Genomic DNA, 13,790 nt, shown 5'->3' on the forward strand with positions numbered 1-13,790 from the left:
CACTTTAATGTGATCATCATTATTATTAAATATTTTCATTTATTTTATCATAATATCATCCACTATTCTAAACAACACTTATCATTAAAAGTTGATTTTAAAAATTAAAAATGCAAGTATCATCGTTAGACACTTGCATATCATCATCTTTTATTTAGCAATGACACTCCCAAGTAACGGCATTATATTAATCATTATCCCACCAAGTTTAAGCATACCACTTATTTCCTTATCTCTTATTGTGATTGCAGCGCTAATTATTCCAAGAATCGCCACAAATCTTGGAATCATCATAGATGGATAATGTGGTAATTGTAAAAATATCCCTGCTCCGGAAATAATGCCACAAACTAGAGAAATATATATAAATTGCTTCACAAAGCCTCTCTCCTTATATCACCTATACTTAAATTGGTATATTTTTAATATATATTAAATGTAACTAATGATTAGTTTAAAATCTCCTTCGAAAACACTATCTAAATCTTCGGAAGTTAACACAAAGTTTGAACCTTTAGATATTTCATATATATCACCATCTACAATAAGTTTACCTTGTCCATCTAAAACAGAAACAAGACAAAATTCTCTAGGCTTCATATAATTTAGAGTTCCAGAAATATCCCACTTAACCATAGTAAAAAAATCACTAGATACAATATGTGTACAATTGTGATTTTCTATCACTTCATTTTGAGGAGTGATATTAGGTAGTTCATTTGAATAATTAATAACATCTAATGCCTTATCTATATTTAATTCACGTTCCTCGCTATTATCAGTTTTTCTATGATAATCATAAATTCTGTATGAAATATCTGATGATTGCATGACTTCATACGCCATAATGCCTGCACCTATAGAATGTATCGTTCCAGCTGGTATAAAGTAAAAATCACCTGGTTGCACTTGTATTGTTCTCAAATAATTTTCAAATGTACCTTGCTCCAATTGCTCTTCAAATTCATCACGAGATTTCGCATACGTACCTATAGTAATCTTTGCACCTTCATCAGCTTCAATGATGTACCAACATTCAGATTTTCCATATTGACCTTCTTCGTGTTCATATGCATAAGAATCGTCGGGATGTACATGAATAGACAATGGCGCAGCAGCATCTACAATTTTAGCCATTAATGGAAAATCTTTACTTGGAAAATATCCAAATATTTCTCTATGATTGTTCCATACTTGATCCAATGTTTGACCAGCAAATATACCATTTTCAATCACACTTTTTCCGTGTGGATGTGCTGAAATTCCCCAACATTCACCTATGTGATTATTAGGTAGTTGATACCCAAATTGACGAAGATTATCACTGCCCCATACTTTATCCAGAAAAATGGGTTTTAAAAATAACGGCATGTTCACACCTCCATTATTAAAAGCTTAAACTTAAATCATTATCTATGCTTGAATATCACACAATGTTAAATAATAAAACTACTTTTGATACAACATAGCCCTTCTTTTAAGATATGTATTTGAAGCTAACTATCTTTCTCACTCGTATTGAGTGTAGCATATATGATTATTTCACAAACTACTATATGAATATACTATCATTTTATAAACTTTCTATCCTGTGTCCATTTGACGTAGGATTCTTACATATTATATCAACTGCCTAATAAATTGAATAGCATCATTTTTACTAATCTAATAAAGCGTTTTATTGATTACTATACCATTATTTTCTGAAAATGATCCTTTAAAATAACAATGCTTTAAATTGGATTCAATAGAATCAAGCATTACACTCTTTTCAAGTTCATTTAAAAGTAGAAAATTTAGTATAATTATACTCATTAAAATATTTAACTTTGAATATAAAAAGGGAACAAGATAAGACTTTTGATTTCCTTATCTTGCCCCCTCAAATACTGATTAGAAATTGAAGTATTTAAAAACAAATTACAACAATTCTAACGATAATAGGAACGAACTTTGTATCAAGTTGTATTATAAAAGACAAATAATTTTTAATACGTACTTAATTTTAAATTTTAAGATTCATAGTTTTTCAATGCATCTTTAACACCATGATTGCCACTTAAAATTTGGAATTCTTGATTATTAAAACCATCAGAAGTTACTACTTCTTTTAAAACTGTAGCAACATCTTCACGTGGAATTGATCCTGCTTTGTCGAAATATAAATCAGCTTCTATTTTTCCAGTTCCAGCATCATCTGTAAGTGAACCTGGATGTACAATTGTATAATTAAGATCTGATGTTCTTAAGTAATCATCAGCATAATGCTTTGCAATTGTATACGGTTTTAAATCTCCACTCGCATCGAATGCTTCACGTCTAGAATCGTATGTTGATACCATAACATAATGTTTGATACCCGCTTCTTTACTAGCTTTAATTGTTTTTACAGCACCATCTAAATCAACAATGATTGTTTTATCCGCTCCAGTGCTTCCACCAGATCCAACTGAAAAGATAACTTTATCATAATCTGTAAAGATATTTTTTAAATCATTAATACTATTTTTTTCTACATCTATTAATGTAGCTTTAATCCCTTTATTTTCTAATTCTTTAACTTGATCTTCCTTACGTACACCAGCTGTAAAATCAACGTGTTCTTCATTTAATTGACTTACTAGTTTAGAACCTACGCCTCCATTTGCTCCAATAACTAAAATACTCATTTCAAACGTCCTCCTTCAAAAAATCGTACTTAGTATTTACCACTTCAAGAGAATATTAAACGTTAGTGTATTATTGACATATTTCAATCTTCTCATTATATTAATATATGAACAAATATTCATATGTTGGAGTGTGAATTTTCAATGAGTGGATATCATATTAACGTTGAAAGCAATCAGGATACATTGATTAAAGTCACTCATATTTTCAAAGCTTTAAGTGATTTTAATCGTGTGAGAATAATGGAGTTTCTTGAAAACGGTGAAGCAAGTGTTGGACATATTTCACATTCTTTAAATATGACTCAATCAAATGTATCACATCAATTGAAACTACTTAAAAGCACTCATCTTGTTAAATCTAAAAGACAAGGGCAATCAATGATTTATTCTATAGATGATATACACGTTTCAACTTTACTTAAACAAGCCATTCACCACGCCAAACATCCTAGTGAAGGTGGAATTTCTAATGACAAATCATAATCATCAACATCATCATTCTCATGCACACGGACACGTTCATACAGATAATAAAAAGGTACTCATGTTTTCTTTCATTATCATTAGTCTCTTCATGCTTGTAGAAATTATAGGTGGGTTTTTAGCAAATAGTCTAGCATTATTGTCTGATGGTTTTCACATGCTAAGTGACGCTATATCCTTAGGAGTAGCTCTTATAGCTTTTATATATGCTGAAAAGCATGCTACAAAAAGTAAAACATATGGTTACAAGCGTTTTGAGATTTTAGCAGCACTTTTCAATGGAGTTACCCTATTTATCATCAGTATTATTATAATAATCGAAGCGATACGAAGATTTTTAGAACCTCCTGAGGTTCAATCGAAGGAAATGTTCATCATTAGTGTGATTGGTCTTATGGTAAATATCATTGTAGCGATACTTATGTTTAAAGGAGGAGATACCTCTCACAACCTTAATATGAGAGGCGCATTTTTACATGTACTTGGAGACTTGTTCGGCTCTGTTGGCGCAATCGTTGCTTCTCTTTTAATTTGGGGCTTTAATTTTACAATAGCGGATCCTATAGCTAGTATTTTAGTTTCGTTAATTATTTTAAAAAGTGCTTACGGCATTTCTAAATCATCCCTTAACATATTGATGGAAGGAACGCCTAATGATATAGATTTAAATGCTGTAATTAAAGCAATTAGTAAAGATGAAAGAATTCAAAATGTACATGATTGTCATGTATGGACCATTTCAAATGATATGAATGCATTAAGTTGTCATGCAGTTGTACCAGAATATTTATCAGTTCAAACGTGTGAAACAATGTTAAAGTCAATCGAAAGTGACCTATTGCAATTAAATATTCAGCATATGACAATACAACTTGAAACACCAGAACACAAACACGATGAATCAACATTGTGCTCAGGTATACATGAACACTCTCATTAGTGAGTTTATTTCTATCGATACTTTTTAAATATAAATAAAGATGTAGATTGAAGGTTCTATTTCATTCAAAGACTCAACCTAAAAATCTTATCTTAATTTAAAAGAGAGTTTTTGTGAGTAGAACCCCATTTCAATCATTCTATATATTAAGAGCGTGGGACATCAGTTATGTTCCCACGCTCTAAAAATTTTCAATAGGTTTTATAAATTTCAGATGAATCTATCTCAATATTTACTTTTTCACATATAAACATCTTACTTTAAATGAAATTCTTAAATATAAATTCTCTAGCTGGTACTTGCTTTTCTTCAAATCCTGCTAAAAATTCTTCATTATTGTACGCTAATTTCACTCTCTCTACTGAAATTCCTTTTTCATTAACGGTAATAATACCATATACGGTGTTTGAACCATTGTTCAAACCTACTGATCCAGGATTAAAATATACTGTTGATTTATCATCAAACATATGCAACCTATGGTTATGTCCAAATAAAATTAAATCGGCTTCTTTGTCTTTAAATAATTCAGAAATAGCTTGTTCGTCATCTTTTGTAATAGGTGCAAAAGGTTGTTCATCAATAGGAGCTGACATTTTATCATTTTCAATTTCATAATGAATAAATAAAATCTTTTTCCCTTTTATGGTCATTTCAATATATCTAGGCAATTGATTAATTTCATCGTAATAGGACTCATCTAAATGTCCTTCTATCCATTGATGATGCTCATAAAATTTCCCTTTTAAATCTTCAGGATAAGGTGTTCCATTGACGAGTGACATAATAGCTTCATCATGATTACCTGCAATCATTTCCATATCATCCCGGTCAAATATAGTATCCAGTACTTTATTTGTCTCATGTCCAATCCCTATGTTATCACCTAGGTTATAAATTTTTTCGATATCATCTCTACTATCAATATCATCTAAAACAGTTTGAAGCGCATCAAAGTTTCCATGAATATCAGTGATAACAGCAAATTTCATGATATTATCTCCCTTCAATGTTATCTTATTAGCATATTCTAACATTTTGTGCTCTATTATGTTAGATATTAATTTAAAATTTATTAGAATTTTGATATTGTATTTATATGAAAAAAAAGGAGTGCTTAAAATTTGTTTAATTATTATAAATCCGGATTTCAAAAAGCAAAACCACATAATCTAAAGTTAATACTACTCTCATTAATAACTTTTGTCATTTGCTATATTACTTCTAATATTGCATTCTCATTAGTTATATTAAGAGCTCAAAGGTTACCAATGTTAGCTCAACTCGGTGAATCTACTACAAAACCTATAATATCTATTATTTTTATTTTACTCATTTTAGCTTTATTATTTATTTTTGTAGGTTACCCATTGATAACTGGTACAGTATATGCAATTCAAAAAGCTATTAATAAAGAGAAAGTTCTTTTTAGTGATTTATTTTTTGCTTTTAAAAAAGGCAAATATGCTAAATCAGTAATTTTAGCTTTAATAACTTTAGTTTTATTCATTGTAATCGTACTTATTCTAGTGCTATTAAATAAATTATATAGTTTAGCTCTTAGCCCAATATTAATCGGCTTACAACAATCAATAAGCGGCTACGACAATCCAATGGGAATTTTAATTACAATACAAATTGTGTTGTTACTCATAACAGGTTTCATCTCATCAATTTTCTATTGGTTTGTAATTATATTCATTATTAATTATACTACCGCTTATACAGAAGATTCATCTCGTAAAGTAATGAGTAATTTAAAAGAAGGATTTAAAGGTATTAAAAACGGTAAGAAAACTTGGTTTAAATTTTTCATTGGCGTATTACTTATTAGTTTACTTGCAAGTATTATTAACAAACCGCTATTATTCGGTGTACAATACTTAACAAGCAGTATGTCTCAAACGGTGGCTCAAACTATTATTATAATAGCTAGAATCGTATCTATAGTATTACGCCTATGTCTTTATTACATTTTGATTTTTGGAATTATTAATTATTTCGTTAGACGTGGTGACAAACCAGTCAAAAGCAAAAGACGTCATAAAAATAAAGATATTAACAAAGGTAATGTAAACGACAAAGTAGATACTAAATTAAATGCTTCCAACTCCAAAGATACAGAAGCAGATAAAATGAAAGATCAACAAACACATATACAACAAGACAAAACTGATAGTCAAGAAAATAACATATATGATTCCATCAAAGAAAAAGTAAATGAAAATAAAGAAAATGTTACAGAACAATCTAAAAATCTATTTGATAAGAAATAGTTGATTGTCCTTAGATTACTTTATTAATTTAAATTTAAAGTATTTTGCCCAACATGAAATTTTATTAATCTTTCATGTTGGGCTTTTTATATTGTAATTGCATTTTTGTGAAAATCCTCTTTAAATATTTTATTAATGCTCATGCATATAATTTAAATAAGCATAATGAACCAGTTGATAAATATATAATTTAAATAGGCAAATGGACACTCTCATATTTAATCATGAAAGTGTCCATTTGCCTATGTTTACTGATATAAACTATCGTGATCGACCGTTTAACAACAAGATACTGACCTGAAAACTAGTTATCTAATAAATGACTTTTTAAGTAATGTGCTGCACCATCTTCTTCGTTCGTGTATTCGGTAATATCATCTGTAAGATTTTTAATTTCTTGTCTTGCATTTTTCATTGCAACAGTGTGATGGCCAAAATTAAACATAGCTCTATCATTATCACTATCACCAATAACTAAAGTTTCTTCTTGCTTAATACCATAGTGATCAATCATTTCCTTGATACCTGTACCCTTATCTGTATGATATGGCATCGTTTCAGCATTATAACGCGAAGAATTAGATACGGTAATACCTAAATTTGATTGGTTTTCAACAAGCTGGTTGCGAAAATCAGTTATTTTATCTAAGTTGGGACTAAATAAATATATTTTAGAAAAGTGTGCATCAGGTAAGGTATCTCGCCAATCTATTTTTCCTTTAATTGCCTCTCTTCGCGATGACCACTCACTTTGACTTACAGCGTCAGGTGGCTCTATAGTGGAAATCATTTCTTTCATCCAATCTTCATCTTCTTTAAGAGATATACGATTACTTTCAAAAGGAAAAACTTCATAATAAATATGTTGTTTTTTAGCCAATTCCACAATTTTCTGTACTCGTTCTAAAGTTAAACTATGTCTAAACAAATTATCTCCATGAATTTCACCTGAAGTTCCATTCGAACTGATAATACCATCTACAGTGAATCCATCAGGAACAAGCTGACTGATTTCTGAATAAGATCTCCCAGTAGCAAGGAAAACTTTATAATTTTGCTCTCTCAATTCATTAATCACTTGTTTAGTATATTCCGAGGCTTTATTATTTTCATGTAAAATCGTTCCATCCATATCTAAAAAAATTGCTTTTATATTTTTCATATTATCCTCCATTCAAGACTCTAACTTATACACTTAAATTGTGTCACTTATCATACTAAAGTGCAACGGCTTTGATTACACTTTGAACATACTATAACGTTGTCTTCTCTTATTTACAATGACATCCCTATCAAAAAAATTGTCATCCGATAAAGATCTCATAACATCTTAAATATTAACCTTGTTAAATATTTAAAAGTCTTTAAGTAAATCTTTTTCAAAAATAACAGCATTTCTTCTATTATATGTGTTACAAGTATGACAGAAAGTTGTGAATCATTTAAAATATGCTTACCAAATGTTTTAAATAGTTGTCTCTTTATATAAAATCCATTCCAGTTGTAGGTTTATCCAATACTAGTTAATTTAGGGTACTCATTAAAGTCATTTAACAACGGCATTAAACCGCTTCGTTAAAATTAATTGAAGGATAAATCTAAAATTAATTCAAAAATAAAGAGTAGCCATTTAGGCTACTCTAAATTATAAACATTTTACTCTACTGTAACCGATTTGGCTAAGTTACGAGGTTTGTCAACATCTAAATCTCGTTGTAACGCAGCATAATATGAGATTAATTGCATTGTCACTACAGATACTAAAGGAGTTAATAATTCATGTACTTGTGGAATCACGTATGTGTCTCCTTCTTTATTCAAACCTTCCATTGAAATCATACAAGGATATGCACCACGTGCTACTACTTCTTTCATATTTCCACGAATTGATAGATTAACGTTTTCTTGTGTAGCTAAACCTATAACAGGTGTGCCATCTTCAATCAAAGCGATTGTTCCGTGCTTTAATTCCCCACCTGCAAATCCTTCAGCTTGAATATAAGAAATTTCTTTTAATTTTAATGCACCTTCTAAACTAACATTATAATCAATTGTTCGTCCAATAAAGAATGCATTACGAGTAGTTTTTAAGAAATCCGTTGCAATTTGCTCCATCTTAGGTGCATCGTCAACAATTGTTTCAATAGCTGTAGTAACCTTAGCTAGTTCTCTTAATAAATCAACATCGGTTTCACGACCATGATTTTTAGCAACAATTTGAGATAAGATAGATAAAACAGCAATTTGCGCTGTATATGCTTTTGTAGATGCGACTGCAATCTCAGGTCCAGCATGTAAAAGTAATGTATGATCCGCTTCACGTGATAATGTTGAACCAGCAACATTAGTAATTGTTAATGATTTGTGACCTAACTTATTTGTTTCAACTAATACAGCACGACTATCAGCTGTTTCACCAGATTGTGAAATATAAATAAATAGTGGTTTTTCAGAAAGAAGTGGCATATTATATACAAATTCAGAAGCTACATGAACCTCAGTAGGTACACCTGCCCATTTTTCAATAAATTCTTTACCAACCAATCCAGCATGATAACTAGTACCAGCTGCAACGATGTAAATACGATCAGCATCTGCTACATCATTAATAATCTCTGAATCGATTTTTAAATTACCTTTTTCATCTTGATATTCTTGAATAATGCGACGCATCACTGCAGGCTGTTCATGAATTTCTTTTAACATGTAATGATCATATACGCCTTTTTCTGCATCAGCAGCATCTATTTCTGCCGTATACGTATCACGTTGTTGAATGTGCCCCTCAAGATCTTTAATTTCTACTGTGTCTCGCTTAACAATAACTATTTCATGGTCATGTATCTCTTTGTATTGGTTTGTAGTTTGTAACATTGCTAGAGCATCAGAAGCAATAACATTGAAACCTTCACCTACACCTACTAAAAGCGGAGACTTGTTTTTAGCCACATAAATAGTATCTTTATCATTATCATCTAATAATCCTAAAGCATATGACCCATGTAATAATTTAACTACTTTTGTAAATGCATCTTCTGTAGCTAATCCTTGTCTAGAAAAATAATCTACTAATTGTACAATAACTTCCGTATCAGTTTCTGATGAAAAAGTGACATCAGATAAATATTCAGCTTTTAATTCTTCATAATTTTCAATTACACCATTATGAACTAATGTAAAACGTCCAGATGTTGACTGGTGTGGATGTGAATTTTCATAATTTGGAACACCATGTGTCGCCCAACGTGTATGACCAATTCCTAACGTACCATCCTCATCACTATTATCTGCAACTTTACGTAATTCAGCAATTCTTCCTTTTTCTTTAAAAAGTTTTGTACCATCATCATTAACTACAGCAATACCTGCTGAGTCATAACCACGATATTCTAATTTTTCTAACCCTTTTAATAGTAATTCTTTGGCATTATCGTAGCCAATATAACCAACAATTCCACACATATAATATCCTCCAACAAATGGGATAACACGGCTATTATGATTAATTATCACTGCTTAAATTTGATAATCCCCTATCATAATCATTATCAACGAATACATCATGAAATAAGCGTGCTATTATATGAATTTTATACACGCTATCCGTAGTTTCCCAAAATAATTTATTTAGTTTGGCGATCTTATTAACTTTGTCCACTAAGTCACCTTAATGATTTACTTAATAAGCTAACGAATGTGCCACATCCGGGATAGCATCCGCCGATCTGATTCGATCACTATCCTCCTCGTCTACAAAATCCAAATCGTTATCTATAAAAGTTCTACTATTTTAACTTTTAATACTTGATAACTATTTAGGTATTTTGCACAGGCGCTTTAATTATTAATAACCTAGACTCTCCTCCTTTCCATTAATATTCATTGTACACTGTCAACGAATTAATTTGCAAACGATTTAACAGTATTTTTCACAAATAGTAATAGTTCTGAATAGATACATCGATGAATTATTCTCAAAATAAAAAAATATATTTTTCAAATCTTTTTAAAAGATAAAATTCTGTTAAAAAAAACAGATTTATGTCTGTAACATCATAAATCTGTTTTATATATGAATTTAAACATGAAAGTATTATTTATCTAAGCCCATTTTGTCTTCAACAACGTCAGCGATACTTTGAGCATATCTTTCAGCATCCGCGTCAGTTGCAGCCTCAACCATTACACGTACTAAAGGTTCAGTTCCAGAAGGACGAACAAGAATTCTTCCTTCACCATTCATCTCTGTTTCAACTTTCGTCATTATCTCTTGAACATGAATATTCTCTTCAACACGATATTTGTCAGTCACTCTCACATTAATTAAAGATTGTGGGTACTTTTTCATTTGAGAAGCTAACTCGCTTAGAGTTTTACCACTCATTTTAATAACGGAAGCCAACTGAACACCCGTTAATAATCCATCACCAGTAGTATTGTAATCCATTAATACGATATGACCGGATTGTTCACCACCAAGATTATAATTTCCTCTTCTCATTTCCTCGACAACATAGCGATCTCCAACTTTAGTTTTGTTTGACTGAATACCTTCTTTTTCTAGAGCTTTGTAGAAACCAAGGTTACTCATTACTGTCGAAACTATCATATTTCCATTGAGTTCTTGGTTTTTATACATCTCTTGACCAATAATGAACATAATTTGATCTCCATCTACAATTTGTCCATTTTCATCTACCGCAATAATTCGATCGCCATCTCCATCAAAAGCTAAACCAAAGTCACTTTCAGTTTCTAACACAGCTTCAGCTAATTTTTCTGGATGAGTAGAGCCACATTGTTCATTAATGTTATAACCATCTGGATTACATCCAATTGTCTCAGTATCCGCTTCTAAATCGCCAAACAAGAATGGGGCTAAAGAAGAAGTTGACCCGTTTGCACCATCTAATACAATTTTAAGACCCTCAAAATTAACATCAACAGTTGATTTAAGATAACTTAGATACTTTTGTGCACCTTCAAAATAATCTGAATAATGTACAATATCCTCTCCTACTGGTCGTGGTAAATCAGGATTGGTTTGATCTAATAATTGCTCAATTTCATTTTCTTGATCATCTGACAATTTAAAGCCATCTGAACCAAAAAATTTAATTCCATTATCAGCAACCGGATTATGTGACGCAGAAATCATAACACCTAATGCTGCTTCCATTTCTTTAGTCAAATAAGCCACACCCGGTGTTGAAATAACACCTAAGCGCATCACTTCTGCGCCAATTGAAATTAAACCAGCAATTAATGCAGATTCTAGCATTTCTCCTGAAACTCTTGTATCTCTTCCTACTAAAACTCGAGGATGCTTTTCACCCTTATTATGTGCGAGAACATATCCTCCGTATCTACCTAGTTTAAAAGCCAATTCAGGTGTGAGTTCTTGGTTAGCGACACCACGAACACCATCAGTACCAAAATATTTTCCCATTTTTAAACGCTCCTTTTGTATCTATCAATTTTTAACATTTATATACGCTTTTGTTTCCTTTGGATTCACTTTAGTCACATCTTTAGGTAAGTTAAATGATACTGTTTTTTCTGTAGATTCTGAAATTCCATCAATATCTACTTCAGCAGTAATTTCATTAATATTTTGTAATTCATCTCTATTACCAAAGATTTCTACTTCTTTATCTTCCAGTTTAACACTATCTAATTCTTTATTTTCATTAAGCTTACCCGTTGTTTTTGTACGTACCTTAACCATTTTACTGAATGGTTCAACTGTTACTTTTAAATTAACTTCATTTGGATTAATTGATACATTTAATTTATTCAATTGTTTATCAAATGCACTAACATCTGCAACATCATTGGTGTCTTTGTTCACTTTACTAGAATTTTTAAAGGTTGCTTTTAAATAAGCTATATTTTTTAATTGTTGCTCTCCACCAGTCACTTTTACAGTTTCTGGTGAAATACTTTGTTTACTTATTTTATATTTTGGATCTAAACTGTTACTACTAATGTCTGGTTGCACATGCATAACTCGTGTTATTTTATTTTCAAGGTTAATGTGTGCAACTTCAGGTTTAATTTGATAGTTGATACCACTATCTATGCCTCTAACTTGATATTTTTTTTGATATTTCCCTGCTTTTTTTCCAGAAAGATCAACAACTACTTTCAAATCTTCAGGGTTTTCAATTTTGATTAATTTTGATTGTGGTCCTGTTAAATTAACATCGACGTTTTCAGGAATTTTAGTTACATGTAGGTCTTTACTATTATAGATAACATCAACGGGCACATCTTGAATAGTTTTGGATGATTTTTGAGATAAATCATCTGTATTAAAAATATTTCCGAACACATTATTTACTGATAAAAAGAAAAAAACTGCTAATATGAGAGCGACAAATCTTAATCCCCATTTACTTTCAAGCATTTATGAATTCACACCTTTCTTTTGAAAGTGTGCACCAAACCAATGTTCAGCAAGCAATTCTTCAAAAACATCTTTTGAAATATCTCTTCTTAATTTTCCATCAAAAGTGACTGATATATCACCAGTTTCTTCTGATACAACAACAGTAAAAGCATCAGAAACTTCTGAAATTCCAACTGCCGCTCTATGTCTAGTTCCTAAACTTTTTGATATTTTAACACTATCTGATAATGGTAAATAACTTGCAGCAACGGCAATCTTACTTCCTTGAATTATCATTGCACCATCGTGTAATGGCGTATTAGGGATAAATACATTAGTTAGTAGCTCTTGAGATATGTCTGAATTCATCGGTATTCCAGTTTCTATATAATCCTGCAAACCTGTCTCTTTTTCAAAAACAATAAGCGCACCAATGCGTCGCTTAGCCATATATTGAACAGCTTTAGACACAGATTGAATCAACTTTTCTTCATCGCGACTATAAGTATTCGTATATCGTTTTAAAAAACTTCCTCTACCTAATTGTTCTAAGGCTCTTCTTATTTCAGGTTGAAATATCACAATGAGTGCTAAAACACCCCATTGAATTACAATATCAAACAATTTAGATGTTGCTGTTAAGTTAAGAATTTTACTGATTTGCTGGCCGATAACAATGACAACTATTCCCTTTAATAATTGAATTGCTTTAGTACCTTTAAAAACTGTAATGAGAAGATACAACACATACCAAACAATCAGTAAATCGAGTAAACTAGTAATAATTTTTATAGTACTCAGATTTTGAAAAAAATTGGAAAAATCCATAACATCTCCTCCGGGTAATACTTTTCCATATTGATTATTATACCAATCATTATTGACACTGTCATACGACAAAATAACATTTTAGAAAAATTCTTAAATAAGAAATAAAAGTAAAAAATACCAACAAATAAAAAAAAGACACCTTCGATTGAAGATGTCTAGAAAGTGAGCCATAGAGGATTCGAACCTCTGACCCTCTG

The 13,790-nt window shown here is 30.8% G+C and carries 12 protein-coding genes; 3 read left to right on the forward strand and 9 right to left on the reverse strand.

Annotated elements, in window-relative coordinates; all coding sequences use genetic code 11:
• Positions 1–150: 150 nt before the first annotated feature.
• The 3 genes from HMPREF2576_RS06715 to HMPREF2576_RS06725 all read right to left on the reverse strand — a co-directional run bounded on the left by HMPREF2576_RS06715 (position 151) and on the right by HMPREF2576_RS06725 (position 2,669).
• Positions 151–378 carry a hypothetical protein gene (locus HMPREF2576_RS06715; protein ID WP_001829956.1) on the reverse strand — a complete coding sequence of 76 codons (228 nt, stop codon included), beginning with the start codon at positions 376–378 and terminating at the stop codon, positions 151–153.
• Positions 379–432: 54 nt separating this feature from the next.
• Positions 433–1,371 carry a type I phosphomannose isomerase catalytic subunit gene (locus tag HMPREF2576_RS06720; RefSeq protein ID WP_070856266.1) on the reverse strand — a complete coding sequence of 313 codons (939 nt, stop codon included), beginning with the start codon at positions 1,369–1,371 and terminating at the stop codon, positions 433–435.
• 641 nt (positions 1,372–2,012) lie between these two features.
• Positions 2,013–2,669 (reverse strand): SDR family oxidoreductase, encoded by a 657-nt coding sequence (locus tag HMPREF2576_RS06725; protein ID WP_002485259.1) that lies wholly within the window; start codon positions 2,667–2,669, stop codon positions 2,013–2,015.
• Between the two features lie 144 nt (positions 2,670–2,813).
• Here HMPREF2576_RS06725 and czrA point away from each other — a divergent pair, with 144 nt between their 5' ends.
• Positions 2,814–3,155, forward strand: coding sequence for a Zn(II)-responsive metalloregulatory transcriptional repressor CzrA (gene czrA / locus HMPREF2576_RS06730; protein ID WP_001829898.1), 342 nt, complete (start codon positions 2,814–2,816; stop codon positions 3,153–3,155).
• On the forward strand, positions 3,142–4,095 hold the full coding sequence (czrB, locus tag HMPREF2576_RS06735; protein ID WP_001829912.1) for a CDF family zinc efflux transporter CzrB: 954 nt from the start codon (positions 3,142–3,144) through the stop codon (positions 4,093–4,095). The genes czrA and czrB overlap by 14 nt, the downstream gene beginning before the upstream one ends.
• Positions 4,096–4,355: 260 nt before the next feature.
• Here the strand turns inward: czrB and HMPREF2576_RS06740 are convergent, their stop codons facing one another.
• Positions 4,356–5,087 carry a metallophosphoesterase family protein gene (locus tag HMPREF2576_RS06740; RefSeq protein ID WP_001829921.1) on the reverse strand — a complete coding sequence of 244 codons (732 nt, stop codon included), beginning with the start codon at positions 5,085–5,087 and terminating at the stop codon, positions 4,356–4,358.
• Positions 5,088–5,219: 132 nt separating this feature from the next.
• Here HMPREF2576_RS06740 and HMPREF2576_RS06745 point away from each other — a divergent pair, with 132 nt between their 5' ends.
• Positions 5,220–6,371 (forward strand): lytic transglycosylase, encoded by a 1,152-nt coding sequence (locus HMPREF2576_RS06745; RefSeq protein ID WP_001829926.1) that lies wholly within the window; start codon positions 5,220–5,222, stop codon positions 6,369–6,371.
• A 304-nt stretch (positions 6,372–6,675) separates the two neighbouring features.
• On the opposite strand, the gene HMPREF2576_RS06750 is transcribed toward HMPREF2576_RS06745, so the two are convergent.
• From HMPREF2576_RS06750 to cdaA, 5 genes are all read right to left on the reverse strand, one after another.
• Positions 6,676–7,533 carry an HAD family hydrolase gene (locus HMPREF2576_RS06750; protein ID WP_001829896.1) on the reverse strand — a complete coding sequence of 286 codons (858 nt, stop codon included), beginning with the start codon at positions 7,531–7,533 and terminating at the stop codon, positions 6,676–6,678.
• Between the two features lie 494 nt (positions 7,534–8,027).
• A complete protein-coding gene (gene glmS / locus HMPREF2576_RS06755) occupies positions 8,028–9,833 on the reverse strand; it encodes a glutamine--fructose-6-phosphate transaminase (isomerizing) (protein WP_001829889.1) in 1,806 nt (601 codons plus the stop codon).
• 631 nt (positions 9,834–10,464) lie between these two features.
• Positions 10,465–11,820, reverse strand: coding sequence for a phosphoglucosamine mutase (glmM, locus tag HMPREF2576_RS06760; RefSeq protein WP_002457133.1), 1,356 nt, complete (start codon positions 11,818–11,820; stop codon positions 10,465–10,467).
• Between the two features lie 24 nt (positions 11,821–11,844).
• Positions 11,845–12,780: a CdaR family protein gene (locus HMPREF2576_RS06765; RefSeq protein ID WP_001829925.1), complete on the reverse strand. Its 936-nt coding sequence runs from the start codon at positions 12,778–12,780 to the stop codon at positions 11,845–11,847.
• On the reverse strand, positions 12,781–13,590 hold the full coding sequence (gene cdaA, locus HMPREF2576_RS06770; RefSeq protein WP_001829928.1) for a diadenylate cyclase CdaA: 810 nt from the start codon (positions 13,588–13,590) through the stop codon (positions 12,781–12,783).
• Between the last annotated feature and the right edge of the window lie 200 nt (positions 13,591–13,790).

This window comes from Staphylococcus sp. HMSC063F05, assembly GCF_001837075.1.
Taxonomy (GTDB): Bacteria; Bacillota; Bacilli; order Staphylococcales; family Staphylococcaceae; genus Staphylococcus; species Staphylococcus epidermidis.